The 25,288-nt window shown below is 49.3% G+C and carries 22 protein-coding genes; 8 read left to right on the top strand and 14 right to left on the bottom strand.

The window, feature by feature from the left end:
• Nucleotides 1-11: 11 nt before the first annotated feature.
• From RWM02_RS06955 to RWM02_RS06935, 5 genes are all read right to left on the bottom strand, one after another.
• On the bottom strand, nt 12-1,253 hold the full coding sequence (locus RWM02_RS06955) for a uracil-xanthine permease family protein (RefSeq protein WP_314070492.1): 1,242 nt from the start codon (nt 1,251-1,253) through the stop codon (nt 12-14).
• An 800-nt stretch (nt 1,254-2,053) separates the two neighbouring features.
• Nucleotides 2,054-3,157, bottom strand: a complete 1,104-nt coding sequence (dxr, locus tag RWM02_RS06950; RefSeq protein WP_314070490.1) for a 1-deoxy-D-xylulose-5-phosphate reductoisomerase — start codon at nt 3,155-3,157, stop codon at nt 2,054-2,056.
• Nucleotides 3,151-3,882 (bottom strand): phosphatidate cytidylyltransferase, encoded by a 732-nt coding sequence (locus RWM02_RS06945; protein ID WP_314070488.1) that lies wholly within the window; start codon nt 3,880-3,882, stop codon nt 3,151-3,153. Before RWM02_RS06945 ends, dxr begins: the two co-directional genes overlap by 7 nt.
• Nucleotides 3,883-4,087: 205 nt before the next feature.
• The gene (locus RWM02_RS06940; RefSeq protein WP_314070487.1) at nt 4,088-4,435 is read right to left on the bottom strand and encodes a hypothetical protein; all 348 of its coding nucleotides are present in this window, start codon (nt 4,433-4,435) and stop codon (nt 4,088-4,090) included.
• 12 nt (nt 4,436-4,447) lie between these two features.
• A complete protein-coding gene (locus RWM02_RS06935) occupies nt 4,448-5,767 on the bottom strand; it encodes an NFACT RNA binding domain-containing protein (protein ID WP_314070485.1) in 1,320 nt (439 codons plus the stop codon).
• An 86-nt stretch (nt 5,768-5,853) separates the two neighbouring features.
• On the opposite strand from RWM02_RS06935, the gene RWM02_RS06930 reads away from it, so the two are divergent.
• A complete protein-coding gene (locus RWM02_RS06930; protein WP_314070483.1) occupies nt 5,854-7,971 on the top strand; it encodes a TonB-dependent siderophore receptor in 2,118 nt (705 codons plus the stop codon).
• Between the two features lie 439 nt (nt 7,972-8,410).
• Nucleotides 8,411-9,685, top strand: a complete 1,275-nt coding sequence (gene leuC, locus RWM02_RS06925; protein ID WP_314070480.1) for a 3-isopropylmalate dehydratase large subunit — start codon at nt 8,411-8,413, stop codon at nt 9,683-9,685.
• A 761-nt stretch (nt 9,686-10,446) separates the two neighbouring features.
• Here leuC and RWM02_RS06920 read toward each other — a convergent pair.
• Complete coding sequence (locus tag RWM02_RS06920) at nt 10,447-10,704, bottom strand: SemiSWEET family transporter (RefSeq protein WP_002951935.1); 258 nt, start codon at nt 10,702-10,704, stop codon at nt 10,447-10,449.
• A 115-nt stretch (nt 10,705-10,819) separates the two neighbouring features.
• Between RWM02_RS06920 and RWM02_RS06915 the strand changes: the two genes are divergently transcribed.
• The 4 genes from RWM02_RS06915 (at nt 10,820) to RWM02_RS06900 (ending at nt 14,233) form a co-directional block, all read left to right on the top strand.
• The gene (locus RWM02_RS06915) at nt 10,820-11,485 is read left to right on the top strand and encodes a molybdenum cofactor guanylyltransferase (RefSeq protein ID WP_314070477.1); all 666 of its coding nucleotides are present in this window, start codon (nt 10,820-10,822) and stop codon (nt 11,483-11,485) included.
• Nucleotides 11,482-12,576 carry a phospholipase A gene (locus tag RWM02_RS06910; RefSeq protein WP_314070475.1) on the top strand — a complete coding sequence of 365 codons (1,095 nt, stop codon included), beginning with the start codon at nt 11,482-11,484 and terminating at the stop codon, nt 12,574-12,576. The genes RWM02_RS06915 and RWM02_RS06910 overlap by 4 nt, the downstream gene beginning before the upstream one ends.
• 180 nt (nt 12,577-12,756) lie before the next feature.
• Nucleotides 12,757-13,626, top strand: a complete 870-nt coding sequence (locus tag RWM02_RS06905) for a hypothetical protein (protein WP_314070473.1) — start codon at nt 12,757-12,759, stop codon at nt 13,624-13,626.
• 19 nt (nt 13,627-13,645) lie between these two features.
• Nucleotides 13,646-14,233, top strand: a complete 588-nt coding sequence (locus RWM02_RS06900) for an SMI1/KNR4 family protein (RefSeq protein ID WP_314070471.1) — start codon at nt 13,646-13,648, stop codon at nt 14,231-14,233.
• A 117-nt stretch (nt 14,234-14,350) separates the two neighbouring features.
• Here the strand turns inward: RWM02_RS06900 and dsbI are convergent, their stop codons facing one another.
• A complete protein-coding gene (dsbI, locus tag RWM02_RS06895) occupies nt 14,351-15,865 on the bottom strand; it encodes a disulfide bond formation protein DsbI (protein WP_314070468.1) in 1,515 nt (504 codons plus the stop codon).
• Nucleotides 15,866-15,875: 10 nt separating this feature from the next.
• Nucleotides 15,876-16,043 carry a disulfide bond formation protein Dba gene (dba, locus tag RWM02_RS06890; protein ID WP_298086464.1) on the bottom strand — a complete coding sequence of 56 codons (168 nt, stop codon included), beginning with the start codon at nt 16,041-16,043 and terminating at the stop codon, nt 15,876-15,878.
• Nucleotides 16,044-16,295: 252 nt separating this feature from the next.
• Between dba and menA the strand changes: the two genes are divergently transcribed.
• Both menA and RWM02_RS06880 read left to right on the top strand, forming a co-directional pair.
• Nucleotides 16,296-17,198 (top strand): 1,4-dihydroxy-2-naphthoate octaprenyltransferase, encoded by a 903-nt coding sequence (gene menA / locus RWM02_RS06885; protein ID WP_314070466.1) that lies wholly within the window; start codon nt 16,296-16,298, stop codon nt 17,196-17,198.
• Nucleotides 17,199-17,333: 135 nt separating this feature from the next.
• Nucleotides 17,334-17,903 (top strand): YceI family protein, encoded by a 570-nt coding sequence (locus tag RWM02_RS06880; RefSeq protein WP_314070463.1) that lies wholly within the window; start codon nt 17,334-17,336, stop codon nt 17,901-17,903.
• A 332-nt stretch (nt 17,904-18,235) separates the two neighbouring features.
• Here the strand turns inward: RWM02_RS06880 and RWM02_RS06875 are convergent, their stop codons facing one another.
• The 6 genes from RWM02_RS06875 to recA all read right to left on the bottom strand — a co-directional run bounded on the left by RWM02_RS06875 (nt 18,236) and on the right by recA (nt 25,217).
• The gene (locus tag RWM02_RS06875) at nt 18,236-19,378 is read right to left on the bottom strand and encodes a glycerate kinase family protein (RefSeq protein ID WP_314070460.1); all 1,143 of its coding nucleotides are present in this window, start codon (nt 19,376-19,378) and stop codon (nt 18,236-18,238) included.
• A 527-nt stretch (nt 19,379-19,905) separates the two neighbouring features.
• Nucleotides 19,906-21,276, bottom strand: a complete 1,371-nt coding sequence (locus RWM02_RS06870) for a GntP family permease (protein WP_314070458.1) — start codon at nt 21,274-21,276, stop codon at nt 19,906-19,908.
• Nucleotides 21,277-21,812: 536 nt separating this feature from the next.
• Nucleotides 21,813-22,556, bottom strand: coding sequence for an AMIN domain-containing protein (locus RWM02_RS06865; RefSeq protein ID WP_314070456.1), 744 nt, complete (start codon nt 22,554-22,556; stop codon nt 21,813-21,815).
• 33 nt (nt 22,557-22,589) lie between these two features.
• The gene (locus RWM02_RS06860; RefSeq protein WP_002953583.1) at nt 22,590-22,859 is read right to left on the bottom strand and encodes an FtsB family cell division protein; all 270 of its coding nucleotides are present in this window, start codon (nt 22,857-22,859) and stop codon (nt 22,590-22,592) included.
• The gene (gene eno, locus RWM02_RS06855; RefSeq protein ID WP_314070455.1) at nt 22,856-24,106 is read right to left on the bottom strand and encodes a phosphopyruvate hydratase; all 1,251 of its coding nucleotides are present in this window, start codon (nt 24,104-24,106) and stop codon (nt 22,856-22,858) included. The genes RWM02_RS06860 and eno overlap by 4 nt, the downstream gene beginning before the upstream one ends.
• A gap of 4 nt (nt 24,107-24,110) precedes the next feature.
• A complete protein-coding gene (recA, locus tag RWM02_RS06850; RefSeq protein WP_314070453.1) occupies nt 24,111-25,217 on the bottom strand; it encodes a recombinase RecA in 1,107 nt (368 codons plus the stop codon).
• Between the last annotated feature and the right edge of the window lie 71 nt (nt 25,218-25,288).

Below are 25,288 nucleotides of genomic sequence, written 5' to 3'. Positions count from 1 at the left end.
GCAAATTTAACTTAGTACCCGTCAAAATGCTTGGTCTTTGGCAGCACCAAATTTAGCGTGATACCGATGAGTGCGCCGAGCCCCACGCCGCTAAAGCTCATCGCGCCAAAATCCAGCACCATGCCGCCGATCGCGCAGACGAAGATGAGCGCGACGATGATCATATTGCGCGGCTCGGCTAGGTCTACGCTGTTTTTGATCAGGGTCTCCATGCCCACGCTAGCGATGATACCGAAAAGCAGCAGCATGATGCCGCCGATGACGGGAGCTGGGATCGTCGAGAGCGCGGCGCCGAGCTTGCCCACGAAGGCGAGTAGTATCGCCGCAAGCGCAGCAAAGGTCATGATGGCGGGGTTGTAGGCCTTCGTGATACTGACCGCGCCCGTGACCTCCGAGTAAGTGGTGTTTGGCGGTCCGCCAAAGCAGCCTGCTAGCGATGTCGCAAGCCCATCGCCCAGCAGCGTGCTTTTAAGCCCCGGATTTTTGAGGAAATTTTCCTTCGTGACGTTGCTGATCGCAAGCATATCGCCGATGTGCTCGATCGCGGGCGCGATAGCGATAGGCACCATGTAGATCACCGCTTCGAGCTTAAAAACCGGCGCGGTGAAATTTGGCAGCGCAAACCACGGCGCATTTAGAATCGGCGTAAAATCCACGATGCCGGCAAACAGCGACGCGCAGTATCCAGCCGCGATACCGCAAAGTATCGGTACGAGGCGCAGCATGCCGCGGCCAAACATCATAACGACGATAACGGCCGAGAGCGAGATGAGCGCGATGGTTAGCGACTGGCCTTGCGTATAGAGCGCCTCTTTGCCCTTGCCCATGACCATATTTACGGCTGCGGGCGAGAGGATGAGGCCGATCGTCATAATGACGGGGCCGACGACCACGGGCGGTAAAATTTTATGCAAAAAGCCCTCGCCTTTGAGCCTAATGAGCAGGCTCAAAGCCACGTAAAAAAGCCCTGCCGCGATCACTCCGCCCATCGTCGCGGCGATGCCCCACTCCTTCACGCCAAAGCTAAGCGGCGCGATGAACGCGAAGCTAGATGCGAGAAAGATCGGCGGGACGTTTTTGCACGTGATTAGCTGAAACAGCAGCGTGCCAATGCCCGCCGTAAACAGCGCCACGGACGTATCAAGCCCCGTTAATATCGGCACCAGCACGAGCGCGCCAAACGCGACGAATAGAAACTGCACGCCGACGAGAGCGTCTTTGAACCTTAGATTGTAGCCTTCGTATTTTTCCATTTTTCCCTCTTTTTATTTTACGGCTTATTTTTTGATTCTTGAAATTTGCGGCATTTGTCTTGTTTTGCAGCCAAATTTAAACACAAAGCGATTTTAGAATTCGCAAAATTATAACATATTAGCAAGGATTACGGCGACGAAAAAGTGTCGTTTTAAGCAAATTTTTCAAGTGAATTTTAAATTTACCCACCGAGACCTGCACCTTTAAGATGCCAAATTTAGCCTGGTTAAATTTAGCGTTATAAATTAGAGTTTTTGCGCAATTTAATCTTTCTTGTTAAGGGAAGGGGGGCTTGAATTACGCTCTGCCAGCAGCTCTCAAAGAGAGTGCGTCCTAACAGTAGCAAACAAAGTGCGGCTAAGCACAAGGCGAAGCGTAGCTGAAGCAAAAGAACTCCCTTTTTCTTTTTTTCGGGAGAAGAAGGGGCTTTACTTCGCACTTTGCGCTTATAACTGTCAAAGGCAGACCCTCTCCCGTCTGCTTGCAGCTGCTAGCGAAGCAACGCAGAAGCCCTCTCTAACCCCACTGCACGTGAGAAGTTGCTACATTTCGTGCAGGTTTATTTGGCGCTGTCGCGCCGAAAATTTAAATTTGACATTTTCAGGGTGCGGGTCTCGGTGAGTAAAATTTGAATACAAAATTTAAAAATTTGACTTCAAATTTGAACGTAAAAGAGTCAAGGCGAAGTATCGTGAGATAATTTTTCGAGTTTTGAAGCAAAATTGAGCGTGCGCTAGGCATATAGCCTGCGGAGCGAAAATTTTGCAAAATCTCGGAAAAGCGCTCGCGAGACAAGCCGCTATTTAAGCGAGTTTTCCGCCCACGCTCTCACTTCCAAATCCACTTCAAATAACCCGCTCTCGCTCTCTATCTTCTCGTTTTCAAACCTCTTTGCAGCAGCTAAAACCGTTCGCGAGATGTCCAAAAATCCGCATTCGCCGCGCAAAAATTTATACACGGCGACTTCGTTTGCGGCGTTTATCGCAACGCCGAGATCCGGGTTTTGCAAAGCTTGGTCTTTTAGCGAAAAGATAGGATATTTTTTTAAATTTATCTCGCCGAATTTTATATTTTTCAATGTTTTTAGGTCCAAATTCGGCACGATTTGCACATCGGCGGCGCTCAAATTTAGCGCTCCGCCCTCGCCCAAAATCGCATGCGCGATGGCTAAAATCATATCGGTTTTGGATAGATGCGCCGTAGTCGAGCCGTCGGCAAACTCCACCAGCGCGTGCACCGTGGACGTGCGCTCGATGAGCGCCTCGATATCCCGCACGCCGTAGAGCCAAAAGGCTTCCAGCACCTCAAAAAGCTTGTTCGCCATCGTCGCGCTGTCGATCGTGATCTTTGCGCCCATGCTCCAGTTCGGGTGCTTTAGCGCGTCAGCTGCGCGGGCGTCTTTTAGGGCTTTTAGCGGGGTTTTGTAAAAGGCGCCGCCCGAGGCCGTGATGACTAGCCTAGCGACCGGGGTTTTGTTGGCGAGCAAGAATTTAAGCCCGAAATGCTCGCTGTCTACCGGATTTATCGCGCCCCTGTCTAAAAATTTGCCGCCCGCGACGAGGCTTTCTTTATTAGCAAGCGCCAGCTTTTTGCCCAGCTTTTGCGCGGCCAGGCTCGGAGCAAGGCCCACAAAGCCGACCAGAGAGTTTACGACGCGCTCGCTCTCGCACTCTTTTAGCATATCGCAGATGCCCTGTGCGCCCGTAAAAACGCGTTTGTGCTTTACGAATTTCGCGAATTTGGACTCGGCGATACAGACGAATTTAGGCTTAAATTCGGCGATTTGTTCGTTTAAAAGCTCGTAGTTTGACGCGCAGCTCATCGCCTCGACGCTAAGGCCGAATTTGCGGGCTAGATTTAGGGTATTCGTCCCGATCGAGCCCGTCGAGCCCAACACTACCACGATAGCGTCCAGAGCATCGCGGCAACGCCGAAAAGATAGCCGTCGATGCGGTCAAGCATACCGCCGTGACCCGGCAGCAGCGTACCGCTATCTTTGACGCCCGCGCGGCGCTTTAAGTAGCTCTCAAAAAGATCGCCCCAAACGCCGAAAGTCGCAACCAAAAATGCCGTGATGAGGCTGTGCCAAAAGCTATCGGTCAGCACCCAGCCAAAGCCCGCGCCAAAGACCGTAGCCACGGCGATACCGCCTGCGACGCCTTCCCAGGTTTTGTTCGGCGAAGTCTGGCTAAAGGCGTGCTTGCCGCAAAATTTACCGACGAAAAACGCCCCGCTATCGCACGCCACGACCGTTAAAATCAGCCACGCTAAGTAGCCGACGCCATAAAGCGAATAAAGCATCCAGATGAGAAAAATAGGCGTCATCGGATACAAAAACGGCAGCACGGGCGTTAAATTTTCGCTCTTAAAGTGCGCGAGGAAACTAACCACGAGCAAGACCGCTAAAATAGCGATAAATGCGGGGTTTGAAAAGGGCGTAAGCATATAAAAAATAACCGCCACGAGCGCAAGGGAGTTTCCTTGCAGGCCGTAAAGCTTTTGCGCTTCGCTAAAGGCCGCGTAAAGCACGAAGCCTAAAATGGCGAAATTTAACAGATAACTATCGACGAAAAAGATGACCAAAACTACCGCAAATAGCGCGATGCCGGTGATTATACGCGTTTTCATGATTTTTCCTTTTTTGAGTAAAATTGTATAAAATTTTCGCTTAAAAGCGCTGAAATTTGAGGCGAATTTACCTTTGCGGGCTTTGGAGGACGGTTAAATTTGAAGGTTTTGTATTAAATTTTATTTTTGATTAAAAAAAGCCAACAAATTTGGCGGATTTGGGTTAAATTTTACCGAGCGAGGCGGCAAATTTAAGCCCGCAAGCTTAAATTTTAAGATCAAGATGATGAAAAAGCTGCGACGCCTGCGGAAAGTCGTTAGCCGCGACGTGCTCTTCGGAGTCTTCGTCGTCAGAATTTTCGCCTTTTTGCTCCGAGGCGAGCTCGCCTTGCTCCTGCCTGCCTTTTTGCTTTTCGTGCTCGTTTTTGGGGTCGATTTTGTAGGTTTCCTCGGTCGGTCGCACTTCGGAGACCTCTTGTTTTTCGTCGCTTGCTAGCGATGCGGCGGCGAGGTTTTGCAAGTCAAATCTATTTTGGACGTCGGCGACCTTGTTTGAGACCATATTTACGTTTTGATTGATAAAAATCGTGTTGCCAAGGGGTGTTACAGCCATTTTCGCCTCCTTTTAGTCGTGCTTTGTTACTAATATCGTCTTAAAATTAATATAATTTACATTTGCGCCGCTCGTAATTTTGACGTTGTTACGTTTGGTAAAATCAACCTCGTACGTCCCGCCGCCTTTGACGCTAAAATTTACGCAAATTTTTGCCGCAAATCTCAAAATTTCCTCGCTGGGAGCGCTTTTTGCGGTTTTGATGATGACGTGCGCGGACGGTAGGTCTTTTAGATGCATCCAGACGTCGTCTTTTTTCGAGTTTTTTAGCAGCCAGACATTGCCTTTTTCGTTGCGTCCGATACTGATTTTATAGCCTTCGATATAAAAATCCTCGACGTTTTGATTTTGCTCTTTTTGCTTTACGGCGCGGGCTTTTTTAGGCGCTAGGATCTCTAGCTCTTCTGCGCTTTTCGCTTCATTTACGAGCGTTTGTAAATTTGATAAAAACTCCAGCTTTTCGGTCAAATTTTGCCGCTCGATGATTAAGCCCGCCGCCTTTTGCTTTAGCCTTTTTGCTTTGGCAAACATCGCGTTTGCGGCGATTTTGGGGCTATCATCCAGCACGAGCCTCACCTCGCCTCGCTCGAAATCATTTAGCGTTACCTCGCGTTCGTAGTCCCTTAACGCGTGTAAATTTGATAAGATCAGCCCCGCGTTTTTGCTTAAAATTTCGCTTTGCGCATTTAGATCCGCTTCGTTTTCAAGCCCCGATAAAATCTCGCTTAAATTTTGCATTTTTCGCTCTATCGCGGCCGATTTTACGGCGCGAAGATTTTCTAGCTTTGCGTTATTTACCCGCTTAAATTCCTCGCTAAAATACCGCTCAAAATCTGTTATCGGCGGCATTTCTCGCTCTTTTATCGTTGCAGGCGGCAGCTCAAGCAGCTCGCGCCCCGGTTTTATCACGCGAAAATTATTATCTATATGGCGCAAAGCCTCAACGATGACACCCTTTTCGTCCGTGATGATCGCATTGGTAAAGCGCCCCGTAAACTCCAAAAACAGGCTTGAGGCTAGGCTCTTATACGAGCCTTGGAATTCGCACTCCAGCTTTAAAATTCTATTTCCCTCGGGCACGCTTAAATTTAAAATTTTCGCCCCCCAGAACCTCTTTTTAAGCGCGACGTCAAAGGGCGCTTTGTACTCTTTTACGTTTAGAAAATCAGGATTTGCGTAGATCGCAGAGTCAGACTTGCTAAGGTCGAAAAACAGCCCGAGCTCGCCGTCAAATTCGATAAATATCGCCATATCGCCCGCGCGTCTGATTGCGGTTATTTTTTTAAATTTGCCTAGAAAAGATTGTATTTGTTTTAAATTTGCGTATTTCATAGCCGAAATTATAGCCTAAAATAAGGCCGAATTTTAAGCGTAAGAATAATATAATGATAATGTATTTTAAAACGGAGAAAAAATAAATGAACAGATTTAGCCTAAGTTTAGCGGCCTCGTCGCTGCTTTTAACTCAAATTTTCGCCGCCGACGTAGCATTGCAAGGCGTCGAAGTTAGCGAGAGAGCGGACGACGGATACCGCGCTAAAACCAGCGAAGTAGGCAAAACGAATACGCCTATTTTAGAGATCCCGCAGACGGTAAATGTCGTAACCCAGCAGCAGTTAAAAGATAAAAAACCCGAGACTCTAGCCGAGAGCCTTCAAAACGTGAGCGGCGTTAGCTACGGAAACACCACTGGCGGCATCTTTGACTCGATCATTAAGCGAGGCTTTGGCGGCGGACGCGACGGCTCGATCATGCGAAACGGCGTGCCTGCTAGCGTCATGCATAGCTTTAACAAAACCGTAGAAAGCGTCGAGGTGCTAAAAGGCCCCTCTAGCTTGCTCTACGGCGCGCAAGAGCCCGGCGGTATCATAAATATGGTCACTAAAAAGCCAAAATACGACTTTTCAAACGAAATTTGGGCGGGTATCGGCAACCATGCCTACTGGAACGCGGGCTTTGACGCCACGGGGCCGATTGCTGAGAGCGGCTTTGCGTATAGATTTATATTCGACAAAAGCAAAAAGCGCTACTGGAGGGAGTTTGGCAGCGTAGAAAACGAGCTTTTCGCGCCCTCTCTTTCGTATAAAGGCGATGATTACCGCATAAATTTCGCCTACGCTCACTCTAAATCAATCGATCCGATCGATCGCGGTATGTACCTCATCCCAAGCACGGGCAAGCTACTGCCGATAGACAAGAAAAGACGCCTTGACGAGCCGTTTAATAAACTAAAAACGACGCTTGATACGGTGGATGTAAATTTTGAGAAAAATATCGGCGAGGACTGGCTACTGCGCGGCGCTTACGCATTTTCGCGCTCAAAGCACGAATACGGCCACATCAGGCTAATGAACGTAAATTTAAACACGGGCACGGCGACTAGGCGAAACGAATACTACGACGGCTTCATCCACCGCACGCACGCGGGCTCGCTCACGCTAAACGGCTACGCGCAAACGGGCGAGATAGAGCATAACTTGCTCTTTGGCATCGACGCTAAAAGCTACTATCGCTACCGACCGGGCGGTCTAAGAGACACGGGCACCCACCTAAATATCAATATCTATAATCCAATCTACGGCAGAGTCGGGTTGCCGACAGTAAGGGAGTCAGGCATCCAGTATCAAACGCTAAAAACGATCGGATTTTACGCGCAAGATAGCATAAATTTGACCGAAAATTTGATCTACTCTTTGGGCGCGAGGTATGAATTTTACAGGCAAATCGCGCGCGGAACGGTTAGCGGCCCAAACTCCACCGACCAAAAAGACGGCAAATTTACGTGGCAGACGGGGCTTTTATACCTGCTAACGCCCGAGTGGTCCGTTTACGCCAACTACGCGCAAAGCTTTAACCCGCAAATGGCTATGAACGGCGACATCGGCGACATAAAACCCGAAGAAGGCAAAAGCATAGAGCTTGGAACTAAATTTCAAAACGATAGCATAACGGCTAGCGCGGCGGTCTTTAACATCGATAAGAAAAACATCATGCGCACCGTAAATAGCGTAAGTACGCCCGTGGGCGAGGCGCGCTCGAGAGGATTTGAGTTTGACTTTAACGGCCGCGTGACGCAAGGGCTAAGCGTGGGCGCTAGCTACGCATACACTAAAACCGAGGTGCGCAAGGATAGCGGCGCGTTTGCCGTGCTAGTAGGCAAACCGCTAGAAGCCACGCCTAAGCACCAAGCCAGCCTCTTTGCTAACTACGACTTTAGCCATCTAGGCGCAAAAGGCCTAAGGATCGGCGGCGGAGCGAGGTACTTTGGCTCATGGTACACCTACTACATGAGGACGAATCTACCGGCCGTGCCGGCAGGAACAGGCTTTAAGATGGACGACGCGGTCGTTTACGACGCATTTATCAGCTACGACACCAAGATCGCGGGCTACGAGACAAATTTCTCGTTTAACGTCAAAAACTTGACCGACAAGCTTTATTATACGTCCTCATCGACCGGCACGCAGGCTAATATCATACCGATACAGCCGGGGTATGCGAGGCAGTTTATGCTGACTGCTAGCGTTAAATTTTAAAATTTAACGCGTTATCTCGCCCAACTATACGTCGCTTTGCTTTCCTCTGGTCGCAACTGCGAGCAGAGGGTTTTAAAATTTGGCGCTCCGCAGGCTATGTGCCTAGCGCACGCTTAAATTTTAAAACCGCCTAGCCTAGCCGTGCGATATTTCCGCTGGACCCTTTTTGTTCAAATTTAAACTTCGCCTTATCGTTTTACGCTCGAATTTGAAGTCAAATTTAATCAAATTTGCAAATTTACGCTTCAAATTTGACTCGCCCAAACCCGTATCCTAAAAACGCCGAATTCGGTTTTAAATCCGCGGCGCACTGCGCTATTTAGCCAAACCGAGTTCGTATTTGCGGCGCTCAAATTTTAATCTCAATCTCTTTTTATCCATTTTTCGCTAAAATCGCTAAATTTTAAAAACGCGCGGCATCCGCAAAAAAGGAAAATTTATGCAAAACTCAAAGCAAACCATCACCGAAAAGATTTTCAGCGAGCACGTAGGGCGCGAGGTTTTCGCGGGCGAGATCATCGAAAGCGACATCGACATGGTCATCGGCAACGACATCACGACTCCTATCTCCATCAAGCAGTTTGAGCGAAGCGGCGCGACAAGGCTAGCTAATCCCAACGGCTTTAGCGTCGTGATGGACCACTATATCCCGGCAAAAGACATCCTAAGCGCCAACCAAGCCAAAATCAGCCGCGATTTTGCGTATAAGCACGATTTGAAAAATTATTTCGACGAAAAGGACATGGGCATCGAGCATGCGCTACTGCCCGAAAAAGGCCTCGTAGTCCCTGGCGACGTCATCATCGGCGCCGATAGCCACACCTGTACGCACGGCGCACTGGGAGCCTTTGCCACGGGTATGGGCAGCACCGATCTAGCCTATGCGATGATAACCGGCAAAAACTGGTTTAAGGTACCGCCGACTATCAAAGTGATCTTTCGCGGCAAACTCGACCGCCACGTCTACGGCAAGGACCTCATCCTAGAGATCATCCGCCGCATCGGCGTGGACGGCGCGCTGTATAAAGCGCTGGAGTTTACGGGCGAGACGATAGATAGCCTCGATATGGACGGGCGCTTTAGCATGTGCAACATGGCGATCGAGGCCGGTGGCAAAAGCGGCATCATCGCGGTCGATGAAACTACGAAAGAGTTTTTAAAAGGTAAAAATTTACGCGCCGAGCCGAAGCTGCACTACTCCGACGAAGGCGCGAGCTACGAGCAAATTTTAGAAATCGACGTTAGCAAGCTCGATCCCGTGATCGCCTATCCGTTTTTGCCTAGCAACGGCAAGAGCGTGCGCGAAGCGGTGAAAGACGACATCGCCATCGATCAGGCCTTTATCGGTAGCTGCACGAACGGCAGGCTAAGCGATCTACGCATCGCGGCTGAAATCCTAAAAGGCCGCAAGGTAGCGCGCAAAACCCGCCTCATCATCACGCCTGCGACGCAAAAAATCGCCCTGCAAGCGCAAAAAGAGGGGCTGATGGATATATTTGCCGAGGCTGGCGCGGTTGTTAGCAACCCGACCTGCGGCGCGTGCCTGGGCGGATATATGGGGATTTTAGGCGTTGGGGAACGCTGCGTGAGCACGACGAATAGAAACTTCGTCGGCCGCATGGGCGATCGCACGAGCGAGGTGTATCTGGCAAACTCGGCTGTCGCTGCAGCTAGCGCCGTCGCAGGCAAAATTGCCGATCCGCGCGATCTTTAGAATTTAGCGGCTTGTCTTTTTCCTTTATACCTCGTTAGAAACTCGGTTGGCTTTGGTTACGGACTACTAGTCCGCTCCCTCGCCTCCGTCGTTTTCGCCTCGTCTCCTCGTAGCGAAGTTTAGCTTCACTGCGTTCGCTACTGCAAGCAGAGCGTTACGAGTGTTTGCGCGAAGTAAAAAGAAAAAATACTACGCCTTAACTTTTTGCATTTAAATTTGACTTCAAATTTGTAAATTTGAGTTACCGAGACCCGCACTTTGAAAACGTAAATTTAAAAACGTGAGGCGCGACAGCCCCAAATTTAGACCTGCACGCAGTGCAGCAACAACTCACGTGCAGTGGGGTGGGTGGGGGTTTGGGTGGCGGAAGGGGCGACCCTCTACTTCACTCGTAACTGCAAGCAGACCGTAAGTAGGTCTGCTTGCAGTTACGAGCCGTAGGCGAAGTAAAACCCCTTCCGCCACCCAAGAAAAAGAGAAAGGTGGATACAAAAGGGAGCTCTTTTGCTTCAGCTACGCTTCACAACTACAAAGCAGAGCGCAATTTAAGCCCCTTCCCCTTTAACAAGAAAATAAAGATATTAAAAATACAGCAAAAAGAAACTAAAATTTAAATTTACGATCTTTTGTAGCGGCAAAACGATACAAAAAATTGCATTCAAACTTTGAAGTCAAATTTGCAAATTTGATTCGCCGAAACCTGCGTCAAAAAATATCAAATTTAACTTCGCCGTATCGGTAAATTTAGCGGCTTTTACCCTTTAAAACGCCGTTATCGTCGCCAAAAGTCCGAAAATTATCCCAGGCAAATTCGCAGCCGCTAGCGGGTAGTCCCTTTTTGCCTTTAGCAGGCCGTAGCTAGTCCAGATCGTACAGTTTATCGCTGCGGCTAGAGGCTGGATAAAAGGCGTCTTGTTGCCCTCAAGATTGCCCATTATCTGCGGGATGTAGGAAATATACATAATGACCGACAGGCACGTGCCTATCCAGCCTAAAATTTGTAAATTTTTCTCGCTCATTTTTTCTCCTTTAAAATCCGCATTATACTATTTTTTGGCGTGCGGCAGGCGCATTTTGGTAAATCAAAGCCGTTTTTAGCTAAAGTTAGCCTTATAATTTTGCTTAAGGAAAAAAATGAAAACATGCGTCATCTTAGCCGGAGGCAAAAGCTCGCGAATGGGCCGCGACAAAACGCTGCTGCCTTTTGGCGGATTTGCGACGCTCACGCACTACGGAGCGCATAAATTCGGGCGGATTTTCGAGCGCGTATTCGTTAGCTCCAAATTTGACAAATTTAACCCGCCCCTACCGCTCATAAAAGACGCTAGCCCAGAGGAGTTCTCGCGGTCAAATTTGACCGAGGCGAGCGACAAAGAGGGCGCAGAGGCAAGCTTTGCTCAAATTTGCTCGCAAGATACGGCAAATTTAAGCGCGGACGCCTTTTCTCCGATGCTGGCGCTTTATAGTATCCTTAAAAATTTCCCAAACGAAAGCGTCTTTATCGTCCCGGCCGACATGCCCTTTGTTAGCGAAGAGTGCGTGCGCGAACTATATAAATTTACCCGCGAATACGATATGGTCATCGCTGCGGACGAGTCGCATACGCACTCGCTTTGCGGGTTTTTTAGCGGGGATTTAGCGAACGCCGCGGGCGAGCTTTTTGCCGCGGGCGAGCACAAGATCGGGCTTTTGCGTAGCCGCTGCTGCTGCAAGATCGTAAAATTCGTGCGCGAAGACGAGTTTTTTAACATTAACTACCAGGCAGATTACAAACAAGCCTTAAAAGAAGGAAAAATATGAAAAAAATTATCGTTTTGCTGGCTATTTTGCTAAATTTAGCCCTAGCCGCCCAGGCGGAAACGGCGAAGCAAAATTTAGCCGGCCAGCCTGAAAATGCAGCTAAAAATTTAACCGAGCCGACCGCTAAAGACGAAGCCAAGCGCCTCTACGAAGCAGCCGCAAAGCTCGAATACGAAGGCGACAAAACAAGAGCCCTTCAGCTTTATAAACTAGCGGCTAAAAAGGCGATATTTACGGACGAGGACGGCGAAACGGCCGCCATGGAGCGCTCCGTGATAGCGCCCTCAGATAGCGTAGCTGACGCGCCCGTAGAGGAGCAAAAGATCGCCTCTAAAGAGCGCCCGAAAGCGAAATTTGAAAGCGGCGAGGCATACGACGTGGATGAAATTTTGGGCCTAAAAATGCACCACCTAAACTACCTCTTGCCGGCAACCTACGCGTTTAACGACGTTGAGGGTAGGCGTAGATTTGAGACCGCTTTTCAGATCAGCTTGCAAAAGCCGCTTTTTTACGACGTGTTTGACATGAACGAAACGATCTCGGCCGGCTACTCGCAAAGCTCGTGGTGGCAGACGGCTAAATCCTCTACGCCGTTTCGCGAGACAAACTACCGCCCCGAGATTTTCGTGACCGTCCCGATGAGATTTGAGGCGCTACCGAGCCTTGACTACCTGCGCGCTGGACTTTTGCACGAGAGTAACGGCCAGGGCGGCGAGAAGTCGCGCTCGTGGAACCGCGTCTATCTCGAGGCCAAACTTTACGCCGGTAGCCTCGTCGTGATCCCGCGAGCGTGGGCGCGCATCCCTGAGAGCAAGGGTAGCGACGATAACCCAGACATCGAAAAATACCTCGGCAACATGGATATAAATTTCGCCCTGCCTTACCGCGGACACATCTTTACGGCGATGGTGCGAAACAACCTGCATTTTGATAAAACAAACCGCGGCGCAGGCGAGCTTGGATGGCTGTTTCCGTTTGGGAAAAGCGGCGTTTACGGCTACGTGAAGTACTTCACGGGATACGGCGAGAGCCTCATTGACTACAACCGCCACACCGATAAAGTCGGTATCGGCTTTGCGATTTTAAAGTAAAAGGCTAGCGCGCTCAAGCGGCGCAGGCAAGGTAAAAATCGCGGCAAAACGGCCAAAAGCGATAAGTCAAATTTGCCCACACAGACAAGCGCGGCAAATTTGACGAGCGGGCAATATACGTATAGCAAAATTTTACGCAAGGTCGCCGCCGCAACATAAGCGCAAAACCTAAGGAGATAGATGAAAAATTTATTAAGGTTTTTTATCGTTTTGACCTGCGCGACTTCGCTACAAGCAGGCGGCAACTACGAGTCCCGGCAGCAAAACAACGAGCAAATCGCAACCTATGAGATATTTTTTAAATACGACCTACGCAACGGCAAAAAGGACGAAAACGGCAAAATACGCAACAGGCTCTACATCACCTGGCTAGACGCGAGCGGCACGCAGTTAAATCGCTACGTCATCGACGAAGCGGACGAGAAGTACAAGCGCAAGATCCCCGATGATCCCTCTACGAAGCTAAAAATCTCGCTCGTCGTCCGCAAAAACGAGCGCTGGGTGCTACTTGAAGTGTACTCAAAAGAGCACCGAAACGCGCCTGCGTTCACGGCCGAAAGGTGCCTGTGGAGCGGGCTAGAAAAAGAGCTACTGGAGGATTTTGATGCGGGCGAGGCGCTAAAACTGTACCGAAAAACAAAACGCTTCGACGCAAATTTGGGCTTTTTTACCGAAAATAACATAGCCGAATATCGCAAAGACGGCAAACCGTCGTATAAGGAATTCATTAGCGTCCAAACGGGCAGAAAAGAAACGACTTTTGAAAAATACGACGACAGCGGACGCCTAAATAGCCGCACATACCAGCTAGGCGGCGACCCGCTGCTTTTTGAGTTTTTCTACCCAAACGATAAGCTAAAAAGCGTGATAGACCAGCGCCTATCGGTCGGCAAGCCGCTAAACGAAGCAGTTAAAATACAAAAAGAATTTAACGAAAAAGGCGAGCTCGTAAAAGAGGTCGTAACCGACGCAAAAGCGGGCGCGGCGACTACGAAATTTTACGGCGAAAACGGCGAAATCATAAAAACCGAAACAAAAAATCTCAGATAAACTAGATGCGGGAAAAGACATGTTTTTAGAACTAGACCAAATCGCTCGCGAGCTAGACGAGATCTACCTACCTCTGGAGCAAGAGGGCATAACGGGCATGAGACTGTCGCCGCAATGCGACTCTAACGCGCCTATGCGGGTGCTAGAAAAAGCGCAAGAAACTCTCGGCGTCAAATTTCCGCTTGCGTTTTTGCGCCTGGTTTGTAAATTTGACTTGGGCGAATTTGAAGTTTGCAACGTACGCTTTGGTATCGGCGGCGACTACGCGGGCGAGCTTGTGCGGCTAAACGGCACCGACGAATACGGCGGCAAATGGTGGACAGGCGGGGCGCGTCCTGCAAATTTGATAGTTTTTGCCGTGGGCGACCCGTGGATTTTTTTGCTTGATTGCGCTGACGGTTCGATTTATGCGTGGCTAATTGGAGACGAAGAGCTTTGCGGCAGGCGCGTCGCTAGCGATTTTGAGAGATTTTTTAGAGCGCTTGCTAGTATAGGTATCGCGCGACTAAGCAAAAACGCCGTACCGAGCGCGGAAGAAATAGCTAAATTCGTCCAAACCGGCGATGATAATGCAATTGAGTTTTGGCGAGAAATAGTGGAAATTTGATAAATTTAACGCCTAACGCTAGGATTTTTGCGCTAAAAATTAAGCACAGACGCTGTAACGGAGACGGAGCGATCCATCGTAAAAATCGCCCCAAAACGCTTAACTTTACAGCCAAATTTAGTTTAGCTGATAAAGCGTATTTTTGCCGTCCTGATAGGATAAAATATTCATCGCGCCGTCTTTAAAGAATATACTTCTAGCGTTTGTTATCTCGCTCGGATAAGCAAGCGTCTTTACGATCTCCTCGTTTTTTGGATCGATGATCGCGATAACGTTATGATTTTTGCTAAGCGCGTAGAGTAGGCCGTCTTTGTAAGCCATCGACGTGACGTAAAGATCGCCCAGGCTCTCGCCATCTTTGAGTGCGGCTTTTGGCGTAAATTCGCCCGAAAGCGTACGGTCGCTCAGTAAAATTTTAGATATGACGAACTTCTGCGCGTCTTTGTTGTTAGGTACGGTGGCTAGATAAAAATACGTCCCATCGGTAGCGATGCTTGCTACGTGGTTAAATTTAGCTCTGACGGTGTCGATTCTGCCGCGTCCAAGTCCTTTGCCTTGCCCTTCAAATTTATCATTACCGCGCATAAAGTCGGCATACTGTAGCGCCTCGTCAGCCTTAGGATTTTTTGCAAATCTCAAAAGCGTCTTGTTTGAGCCCATGAGCATGTATTTATCGCCCATAAACGGTATCACGCCGATGATCGGATCGACCGTCGCCGAAAAGTACGGATCGATCTCAAAATCGCTCGCGACCTTGAAATTTTCATCCATGAAAAAGACTTCCCATTTTGAGCTAGCGACGAATTCGCCGTTTATAAAATCAAGAGAATTTATAGGCTTAGCAAAATCGATCTCTTTTTTAGACGCGATAGTTAAGCTCTCATCGGCTTTTAGCGGAGCGTTGTTTGGATCGTTGTCAAATTTCACTCCCAGCTTCTCGCCGGCCGGGGCAAAGGCGTAATCAGGCGCGGCGACGTCTCTTTTACCCAAAAACGACACTTTTTTCCAGTGGTTTTTATAGCCGCTATCGTCCCAAATAATATATTTCGGATCAAGCGTAAAGCGCACCGGATCGCCCTGCCCGTAATAAGGCGGGATGCCGGTACTAACGAAAGCTTGAAACACGTTTGAGGCGATTATAAATGCGCAAACTATAAAGACCGCGCGAGTAAAAGAGCTGAATTTTCTAATCGTATCGCCGCCCATCTCCTCTTCAAGCGCGCTAAATTTAGGCGCAAAGAAAAATATAGCCCCAAGCAGCACTACCACCGCCCAAAACACCACCTCGGCCCAAAAATACGTATGGATACCGAAAACCGCGAGCCCAAAGCCCTGATCGAGATCTCTGTGCGCGTGAATGCCGAAGTGCGCAAAGGACTGCCATAGTCCAAATCCCGTCATCACTAGCAGCATAGCTAAGTATTTAGCCTTTAGCCCGTATCTAACGATAAAAAGAGCCATCACGCCGATAAAAATCATAGCCTCGCGCTGCCCCCAACACAACGTGCACGGGCTATCTTTTAGCACGTAACCGAAAATCAGGTTTGCTATACCTACCGGCAAAAGGATAATCAAAAATCCAGCTAGGCACATGAGCGCATAGAAAAATTTTGCTTTTTTGATTTCGTTCATGCCGCGCTCCTTATAGATTGATTGCCGTGAGCAGATTGCCCGACTTGTGCCCTACGTATAAGTACGCCATAAACAGCCATGCGACCACGACCAAACCGAATGCGATCTTTTCTTTTTGCGGTTTGGCTATGATGATTACCACGGCCACCAAAACTAATAAAAGCTGTAAAAATTCCATCTTTTCTCCTTATCGGTAATATTTACGAATTTAATTTTATCCCAAAAAAACTTAAAGTAATTATTAGTTTTATAATTTAAATCGCCTTGATAAGCCAAAAACGTCAAATATCCTAAACCGCCAAACTACCGTCAAATTTACAAATTTTACCCGAAAACCGGGTCAAATTTATATTATTTTTTGCATTCGGGTGCTAAATTTGAGCTCAAATTTGCCGTAAATTCGGCACTTAAAAATCAAAAAAGGCAAAAAATGATAACTGCAAAAGCTCTTTACGCATCCGCTCGCCTTAGATCGCTACCTCTTAGCGTCTCGGGCGTGTTGCTCGGCAGCGGCGCGGCATACGGTGCGGGCGCGTTTAGGGCGGATATTTTTGCGCTAGCGCTGCTTACGACGCTGCTGTTTCAGGTGCTAAGCGACTACGCCAACGACTACGGCGACGCGGTAAAGGGCACCGACGACGATGGCAGACTGGGACCGCGCCGCGCGATACAAATGGGACAGATGAGCGCGGCCGAGATGAAGCGCGTCATCGTCGCTACGGCGCTGCTTTCGGCATTTTCGAGCCTAACGCTAAGCGTTTTGGCATTCGGCGAGCGATTTTATCTCGTACTGCTATTTTTGGCGCTAGGCGGCGCGTCGATATATGCCGCGATCCGCTACACCGTGGGTGTGGACGCATACGGCTACAAGGGGCTTGGCGACGTTTTCGTGTTTTTGTTTTTTGGGCTTTTGAGCGTGCTGGGCTCGTACTTTTTATACGCGCAATCGCTCGATGCGGCGCTGCTGCTACCTGCGTGCGCATGCGGTATGCTTAGCACGGCCGTACTAAATCTAAACAATATGCGCGACATCCAAAACGACGCACTCAAGGGAAAGCGCACAATCCCCGTTCGTATCGGACTGCGCGCGGCTAAGCGCTACCACTACGCGCTGATCGCGGGCGGAGCGGGTCTGATGCTTTGCTACTCGTTTTTACACGGCGAGCCGAGCGTAAAACTACTCTACGCAGTTAGCTTTGCGCCGCTTGTTTGGCACCTATTTTTTATCTCGAAAGTGCGGGAGTGTCGCGATTTCGACGGACAGCTAAAGGTCGTCGCGCTCTGCACGTTTGCGATGTCGGCGCTGTTTTTCATCGGGGAGATTTTGGGCTAAATTTAGCCTGATTTTTTATCGCACGATCTTAAAACGGCAAGCCAAGTAACTCAAATTTATCTCAAAATGTTGCGAAAAGGTTATATATTTACTTTTTTAAAATACACTTTCAAACCAAAATCGCAAGGAGAAAAAATGAAAAAACTAATCAAATTTTCGCTAGTCGCAGCGCTAGCAGCGAGCTTCGCAAACGCCGCAGTCTATGAGATCGACCAGTCGCACAGCAGCGTCGGCTTTAAGATCAAGCATCTAAGCATCTCAAAAGTAAGCGGAAATTTCGGCAAATTTGACGCCATGATCGACTACGACAAAAACTCCAAGGAGCTAAAAGCACTCGAGGCCACCATCGAGACCGCCTCGGTAAATACGCAAAACGAGAAGCGCGACGAGCACTTGCGAAGCGCGGATTTTTTTAACGCGGCAAAATTCGACAAAATCACTTACAAAATGGTCAAATTTGAGAAAGAAAGCGACACGGAAGGCAAGGTCGTGGGCACGCTCACGATGCACGGCGTAACTAAGCCCGTGGTGCTAAAATTCGAGCTTGGCGGCTTTACAGCGGATAAAAACGGTAAGGAAAAAATCGGCTTTAGCCTAGAGGGCGAAACCAAACGCAAGCTCTTTGAGATCGGGCTAGATACCTCTGAGATCACGCTATCTGACAAAGTCGAGCTAGAGATCGAAGTCGAAGCTAAAGAAAAATAACTCCAAAATAAGCCTAAAGCCTGCTTTCGGGCTTTAGCTTGTTAAATTTTAGTTTAGCCTAGGTTTTTGTAAATTCGGTCGCGCATTACGACTCAGAGCGAAACCGCCGCGCTAAAAACTCAAACGTAAAATTTGATTTTAACGCCGCAAATTTTACTTATTTACTAGATCAATTTGCAAATTTAAAAATACGCAAAACTGCCGCGCCGAAAGGCAAATTTGCGGCAAAATACAAAGCATCCGCTCAGGCTCGCTAATCATACCGAGCAAACAAAGCTCAAGCCGGCAAATAGATAAATTCGCCGGCCCCGTCACCGCAACAAAGCGTAAATTTACCCCTTACGTCCTAGCAAATATAGCCTCAATGCCTGCTGGGCGGTCATTTTTAGGTTGCGCGTCGCGGTTTGCTTATCCATCGCCTCTTCTAGGCTCACAGGCTCGTTTAATACGCTAAAAAACGCATCGATGCCGTTCTCGTTACAGCCGCCCGCGCACGGCGACACGCTACCGGCTAGCGCGATGACGGGTTTGCCGTATTTTTTGGCGATCTTCGCCACTCCGGTCGGTGTCTTGCCCATCGAGCTTTGAAAGTCCAGTCGCCCTTCGCCGGTGATGATTAGATCGGCGTTTTTCACGTCCTCTTCGAGGCGGATTTCCTCCATGATGATGTCGATGCCGGGCTTTAGTTTGGCGTTTAGGTAGCTCACAAACCCGTACCCTAGCCCGCCTGCCGCGCCCGCGCCCTTGAAGTTCCAAAATTCGCTTGAAAAGTGCTCGCTCGTCGCACTCGCAAAGCTGATAAGCCCAGCGTCTAGATCCTTTACCATCTGCTCGTCCGCGCCCTTTTGCGGGCCGTAGACGTAGGCCGCGCCGTTTTTGCCAAAGAGTGGGTTATCCACGTCGCAAGCCACGAGGAATTCGCACTCTTGCAGCTCGGGCACTACGTTTTTGTTTGAGATTTTCGTGATTTTTATGAGGTTTTCGCCTTTGCCCTCGAGCAGCTCGCCGTTTTCGTCAAAAAACTCGTATCCCAGCGCGCTTAGCATACCCGTGCCCGCGTCGTTCGTCGCGCTGCCGCCGATACCGACGATAAATTTACGCGCACCCTTGCCAATAGCATGCAAAATCATCTGCCCAAAGCCGTAAGTGCTCGTTTTCATCGGATTTCGGCGCTCTTTTTCCACCAGCATGAGCCCACTAGAAGACGCCATCTCAAGGATACCCAGCTCGCCTGCTAGCGCGTATCTGGCGGGGATCTTTTCGCCGAGAGGATTTTGCACGATGACATCGATAAACTCGCCATCTAACGCGTCCGCTAGCGCCACCACGCTACCCTCGCCGCCGTCCGCGATGGGCTTAACCGTCACCTCATCTATCTCACCGGCTAAAGCTTCGATACCCTCTTTTACGGCGTTGCCGGCCTCGAGGGAGCTGAGGGAGCCCTTAAATGAGTCGATTGCTATTAATACTTTCATCTATTTTCCTTTTTTGTTAGCGGCTCGTCTTTTTCCTTTATACTTCGTTAGAAATTTCGCCGAAGCTCGGTTACATACTATATGTATGCGCCCTCGCTCGACTCATTTCCGCCTCGTCTAAAGAAAAAATACTTCGCCTTAAATTTTACGGTCAGATTTTATCAAATTTAGTTTTAAATCGCGAGCCAAATTTAGCTTCATTGTCAATTTAAAAACGCGCGGCGCATTAGCGCCAGACAAACCTGCACGCAGTGCAGCAACCTCTCACGTCGTAGGGGTTGGGGGATTGTTAAGGGGGAAGGGAGCTCTTTTGCTTCAGCTACGCTTCGCAACTGCAAAGCAGAGCGTAATTTAAGCCCCTTCCCCCTTAACAAAAAAGCTTAGCACGTAATGCCAAATTTTACTAAATCAAAATTCAGCATTTTCAAGATGCGGGTCTGGGCGGACAAATTTGAAAATTTACCATTCATACCGTAAAGAGTGCAGTCTCGTCACGCCAAAACCGCACTCAAATTTAGCCGTCAAATTTACAGCAAAATCAGCGACGCCACCCAAACCGTCGCCATACCCACGATACCCATTATAAATGTAAGCATCGTCTGAGTCTTGTAGCCCTGCTCCGGCGACATCTTGCTAAAGTTCGTAACGACCCAGAAGTAGCTATCGTTAGCGTGCGAAACCGTCATCGCGCCCGCAGCGATCGCCATAACCGTTAGTACCGCGCCCATCTCGCTAGTTAGCCCCAGCGCGCTCATCATCGAGCCGCTATCGGTGAAAAGCCCCATGATAGAGGCCGTCGTCGTAAGCGCCACGGTCGAGCTGCCCTGAGCGGTCTTGATGATAGCCGAGATAACAAACGGGAAAAATATACCCACGGTGCCGATAAGATGGGCGTTTGCCTTCATAAACTCGACAAAGCCCGCCTTAGCGATGACGTTACCTAGCACGCCGCCCGCAGCCGTGATGAAAAGGATCGGTCCGACGATTTTTAGCGTTTCGTTGGTCATGAAGTTAAATTCGCCCAGCTTGCCCGTCTTAGCTAGCAGAATAACGGCAAATAGCACGCCGACGCCAAGCGCGATGATCGGGTTGCCCAAAAATAAAACGAAATTTGCAAACGAGCCTTTTAGCTTTAGTATCGAGACGACCGAACCCAGCGCCATCAGCAAAATCGGCATAAAAATCGGCGCCAAGCTCAAAAACGCGCAAGGCAGCTTGCCATGCTCTTTGATGATCTCGTCGTAGCTCTTGCCCACGTCTGCGAGATCCTCTTTTAGGCTCACTTTTGCACCGACAGTCTTAGCAAAAAGATAGCCCGCGATGAGAACCGGTATCGAAACGACCGCGCCCACGGCGATGACTAGCAGCAGGTTGTGCCCCACGCCCACGAGTCCGGCAGCCGCTATCGGGCCCGGCGTCGGCGGTATAAACACGTGCGAGGTGTATAGGCCGCACGAGAGCGCGACGGCCATAGCTACGGGGTTGGCGCCGATTTTTTCCTTTATAGCGCGGCGGATCGGATCTAGCACCACAAAGCCACTATCGCAAAAGACCGGGATACCCACGATCCAGCCCATGATGAGCATGGCTAGCTCGGGGCGCTTGTCGCCTACGCAGCGCACGACCATATCGGCTAGCTTTAGCGCCGCGCCCGTCTTTTCTAGCGCCATACCGATGAGCGCGCCCAGGATGATGACGATGCCTATGCTTTTAAATATCCCGCTAAATCCCTCTCCGATGATCGCGGGAACCTTGACCAGGTCGATACCCGCGACGACGGCTAGAGCTAGCGAGACGAGCATGATCGCTATAAAGGGGTGAACCCCGAACTTAGAAATCAGCACGATCATAACGACGACCGCGATGACGAAGCAGACGATGAGAGCAATACCGCTCATAACAGCTCCTTTCGGATAAAATTTTTGCCTAATGCAATATTACCGAAATTTGTTTTTAAAATATCTAAATTAGATTTGAAATTTTAGTTTTATTTTATATAATAAAGACCGAGTTTGACGAATCAGCGGCGATTTGTTTAAGAAGATTAATGACGGTATTTGCGGGATTACCGATAGCCTCCGCCACAGCAATGAAAACTAAAATTTAGCAAACAAGCCGTACTTATCCGCCAAAAGATAAAGTCCTAAAAATAGCGCGGCGTATAAAACGGTTTTAAATATTTTTAGCAAGGCGTGCAAATTTGATCCTTTTTGCTTCGTTAAATTTGCGAAATCTTAGCCAAAGGGCGGTTAAATTTGAGTGAATTTGGGGGCGGTAAATTTGAAAAATGAGGTGAAATTTAAATAAAGACAAATTCGGCTAAATTTAAAAGCCGAATTTAAAAAAGAGCGGCGAAGGCTCAAATTTAACCCTCACCGCGAGAAATTATCGGTGCAAATTTACACGCCGAAAGCTCGGCGCGTAAAAATCAAATTTATCTAGAAAGCTTTAGCAGATATCCGTCCTGCGTCTTTTCGATCTCGTGTTTGTAGCTGCCGTCGAGATCAAAAACTACGCGGTAAAATTTACCGTGAGAGCCAAAAAGAGCCGTTTTAAACGCGCCGCAGTCAAGCTCGTCTTTTCTCGTGTTTACGTCCGTTTGCGAAGCGAAGTCGATCACGACTTTGGTGCCTTTGCTGATAGAATAGTCCTTTAGCTTCTCGTCGGTCGTGAGGATCTTGATCTGCATCGGATAGATCTCGAATTTCGTCTGCTTATAGACGATTTGCTTTTGCGGTTGCGGCTTTTCAAGCGGCTTGATGACGATGTCTTTTAGCGGCTCCTGCGTGGTCATGTTGCGCTCGGTAGGCTTTGGCGCGACGTCTATCGCGGCGGCTTTTGGCTCCTCTTTAGTGACCGAGACGTCGGGCTTTTCTACGACGACGGGCACTGCGATCTTGCTTAGCAAAAACTCATCCTGCCACGAGATGCTTTTGTTTATATCGACGGTTTTTTCCTTGATACTGCCGTCTAAGCTTTTGTATTTTAGCGTGACGGAGATGAAGTTTCTAGCGTCGGCGGGAAATTTGAAATTTTGCTTCTCAAAAGGCGGCAAATTTTCCACGACGTTGCTGCTAGCCATGCTCGCGTTTACATCGCCCGAGGGCGCAAAAGGATTTTCTCTGCCAAAAGCCAGCCCGCAGGCCAGCGCCAAAAGCCAAATTTTACCGATTTTCATAACTCCCCCGTTTTTAAATTTATAAAGCTAAATTTACCCGCCGCTGCTAGGCTCAAGCTCTTTTAGCTCGAAATACGCCTTTTGCAGCTGGGCATTTTGTTTTTTTAGCGTTTCGACGTCGCGTTCTAGCTGCGTTTTTTGCTCTTGCAGGCTTAGCATCACGTCTAGCGAGCGCTTGCCAAAGATTATATTGCCCACGTAGATACCAAAACATATCACGCAAAACGCTATAAGCGTGAATCTGAGAAAAAGCCTGAAATCAAAAGGCTTTTTCTCGACGTATTCGTCTAGGACTTCGCTCAAATTTGATTTCCCAAAAACTCGTCCGTCTCGCGCTCGATCTCAAGCAGGCGGTTGTATTTTGCGTTGCGTTCGCTTCTTGAGGTCGCGCCCGTTTTGATTTGGCCCGTATTCATCGCGACGGCGAAGTCCGCGATAAAGCTATCCTCGCTCTCGCCGCTTCTGTGGCTCATCACGCAGCGGTAGCCTTTGCGCTGAGCTAGGCGGATCGTCTGCATGGTTTGGCTAACCGTGCCGATTTGATTTGGTTTTATTAGGATCGCGTTGCCTACGCCTTTGGCGATACCTTCGCGTAAAATTTTCTCGTTCGTTACAAATAGATCGTCGCCCACGAGCTGCACTTTAGAGCCAAGCCTCGCCGTTAGCTTCGCCCAGCCCGCCCAGTCGTCCTCGCTTAGGCCGTCTTCGATCGAAAATATCGGATACTTCTCGCAAAGCTGCGCGTATCTCTCGATCAGCTCTTCGCTGCTAAATTCCTTGCCTTCAAGCTTATATTTGCCGTTTTCGTACAGCTCGCTAGCTGCGACGTCAAGGGCTAGTTTGATCTGCTCGCCTGCTTTGTAGCCTGCTTTTTCGATGGCTTGCATGATGAGTTTGATCGGCTCTTCGTTATCGTTTAAATTCGGCGCAAATCCGCCCTCGTCGCCCACTGCCGTGCTGTGACCCGCCGCGTTTAGTAGGCCTTTTAGCGTGTGGTAAATTTCGCTCGCCGCTCGCAGCGCGTCGCTAAATTTATCAAATCCAAACGGCATAATCATAAATTCTTGAAAATCCACGCTGTTGTTCGCGTGCGCGCCGCCGTTGATGATATTAAACATCGGCACCGGCAGTACGCTAGCGTTTGCGCCGCCCAGGTAGCGATACAAAGGCACGTCAAGGCTTTTGGCCGCTGCCCGCGCTACCGCCATAGATACGCCAAGCACGGCGTTCGCGCCTAAATTTGAGTAGTTATCGGTGCCGTCAAGCTCTCTCATCTCATCATCAAGCGCCTTTTGATCAAATGCATCCAGCCCGATCACAGCCTCCGCGATCTGCGAATTTACGTTTTCAACGGCCTTTAGTACGCCCTTGCCGCAGTATCTCTCGCCCCCGTCGCGAAGCTCCAGCGCCTCGCGTTTGCCCGTGCTTGCGCCGCTTGGGACTATCGCGCTTGCTACGGTGCCGTCGCTTAGAGCCACGGTCGCTTTCACGGTCGGGTTGCCGCGACTGTCAAGTACTTCTATCGCGGTTACGTCTTCTATAAATACCATTTTTTTATTCCTCCGTATTTTCTTCTATGCTTTCGCTTTCGTCGTCGCTATCTTTGCCGCCCGCGCCGCTTATTAGCTTATCTAGGCCGATCGAGTTTTTTATCGTCGCTACGATCTCGTCTGATATCTCGGGGTGCTCTTTGAGATAGGCTTTTGCGTTTTCGCGGCCTTGGCCGATTTTGGCGGCTTTGTAGCTAAACCACGCGCCGCTTTTGTCGATGATATCGAGCTTCACGCCGTAGTCGATGATCTCGCCGTCGCGGCTGATACCCTCGCCGAACATTATGTCAAATTCCGCCGTTTTAAACGGAGGCGCGACCTTGTTTTTTACGACTTTTACCTTCGTGCGGTTGCCGATAGGCTCTTCGTTTTGTTTTAGCGTGGCGATTTTTCGCACGTCTAGGCGCACCGAGGCGTAAAATTTAAGCGCGTTACCGCCCGTAGTGGTCTCAGGCGTACCGTAGCCCATCGCGCCGATCTTCATACGAATTTGGTTGATAAATATCACGGTCGTGTTCATCTTGTGCACGACGCCCGCGAGTTTGCGCAGCGCTTGGCTCATAAGTCGCGCTTGTAAGCCTACGTGCTGATCGCCCATGTCGCCCTCGATCTCGCTTTTTGGCGTTAGAGCTGCGACGCTATCGACGACTATAAGCTCGACCGCGCCGCTTCTAGCGAGGTTTTCTACGATCTCAAGCGCCTGTTCGCCAAAATCGGGCTGGCTAACGTAGAGATTTTCGGTATCTACGCCCAAATTTGCCGCGTATTTCACGTCTAGAGCGTGCTCGGCGTCGATAAAGGCGCACGTGGCTCCGGTCTTTTGCGCTTCGGCGATGATGTGTAGCGTCAGAGTCGTTTTACCAGAGCTCTCAGGTCCGTAAATCTCGATGATACGACCCTTTGGGATACCGCCTATACCAAGGGCTAGGTCAAGTCCTAGCGAGCCGGTCGAGATGCTATCTATCGCCTCGACTTGTTTGTCGCCAAGGCGGATCAGCGTACCTTTGCCAAATGCTTTGTCTATCTGCTTTAAAGCCGCGTCTAAGGCCTTTTTCTTGTCCGAATCGTTTGTCGGCGGGACTATCTTTTTCTCTTCTTTTTCTTTTGCCATCGGCTTCCTTAAATTTAAAATAATCGTGCTGATTTTATCAAATTTGAGATGAATTTTTGATTATTCGCGTA

This window comes from Campylobacter showae, assembly GCF_963515975.1.
Taxonomy (GTDB): Bacteria; Campylobacterota; Campylobacteria; order Campylobacterales; family Campylobacteraceae; genus Campylobacter_A; species Campylobacter_A showae_F.
The sequence above is the reverse complement of the archived record's forward strand: the minus strand, read 5'-3'. Positions and strand labels throughout refer to the sequence as shown.

Bases quoted from the DNA above. Each gene is read 5' to 3' on its own strand.
- RWM02_RS06905 (WP_314070473.1), top strand. From the start codon at position 12,757: ATGAAAAATTTATTAAGGTTTTTTATCGTTTTGACCTGCGCGACTTCG.
- dba (WP_298086464.1), bottom strand. From the start codon at position 16,043: ATGGAATTTTTACAGCTTTTATTAGTTTTGGTGGCCGTGGTAATCATC.
- RWM02_RS06940 (WP_314070487.1), bottom strand. From the start codon at position 4,435: ATGGCTGTAACACCCCTTGGCAACACGATTTTTATCAATCAAAACGTA.
- RWM02_RS06920 (WP_002951935.1), bottom strand. From the start codon at position 10,704: ATGAGCGAGAAAAATTTACAAATTTTAGGCTGGATAGGCACGTGCCTG.
- RWM02_RS06930 (WP_314070483.1), top strand. From the start codon at position 5,854: ATGAACAGATTTAGCCTAAGTTTAGCGGCCTCGTCGCTGCTTTTAACT.
- leuC (WP_314070480.1), top strand. From the start codon at position 8,411: ATGCAAAACTCAAAGCAAACCATCACCGAAAAGATTTTCAGCGAGCAC.
- eno (WP_314070455.1), bottom strand. From the start codon at position 24,106: ATGGTATTTATAGAAGACGTAACCGCGATAGAAGTACTTGACAGTCGC.
- RWM02_RS06865 (WP_314070456.1), bottom strand. From the start codon at position 22,556: ATGAAAATCGGTAAAATTTGGCTTTTGGCGCTGGCCTGCGGGCTGGCT.
- RWM02_RS06875 (WP_314070460.1), bottom strand. From the start codon at position 19,378: ATGAAAGTATTAATAGCAATCGACTCATTTAAGGGCTCCCTCAGCTCC.
- RWM02_RS06900 (WP_314070471.1), top strand. From the start codon at position 13,646: ATGTTTTTAGAACTAGACCAAATCGCTCGCGAGCTAGACGAGATCTAC.
- RWM02_RS06955 (WP_314070492.1), bottom strand. From the start codon at position 1,253: ATGGAAAAATACGAAGGCTACAATCTAAGGTTCAAAGACGCTCTCGTC.
- RWM02_RS06935 (WP_314070485.1), bottom strand. From the start codon at position 5,767: ATGAAATACGCAAATTTAAAACAAATACAATCTTTTCTAGGCAAATTT.
- RWM02_RS06880 (WP_314070463.1), top strand. From the start codon at position 17,334: ATGAAAAAACTAATCAAATTTTCGCTAGTCGCAGCGCTAGCAGCGAGC.
- RWM02_RS06870 (WP_314070458.1), bottom strand. From the start codon at position 21,276: ATGAGCGGTATTGCTCTCATCGTCTGCTTCGTCATCGCGGTCGTCGTT.
- menA (WP_314070466.1), top strand. From the start codon at position 16,296: ATGATAACTGCAAAAGCTCTTTACGCATCCGCTCGCCTTAGATCGCTA.
- dsbI (WP_314070468.1), bottom strand. From the start codon at position 15,865: ATGAACGAAATCAAAAAAGCAAAATTTTTCTATGCGCTCATGTGCCTA.
- RWM02_RS06915 (WP_314070477.1), top strand. From the start codon at position 10,820: ATGAAAACATGCGTCATCTTAGCCGGAGGCAAAAGCTCGCGAATGGGC.
- recA (WP_314070453.1), bottom strand. From the start codon at position 25,217: ATGGCAAAAGAAAAAGAAGAGAAAAAGATAGTCCCGCCGACAAACGAT.
- RWM02_RS06945 (WP_314070488.1), bottom strand. From the start codon at position 3,882: ATGAAAACGCGTATAATCACCGGCATCGCGCTATTTGCGGTAGTTTTG.
- RWM02_RS06910 (WP_314070475.1), top strand. From the start codon at position 11,482: ATGAAAAAAATTATCGTTTTGCTGGCTATTTTGCTAAATTTAGCCCTA.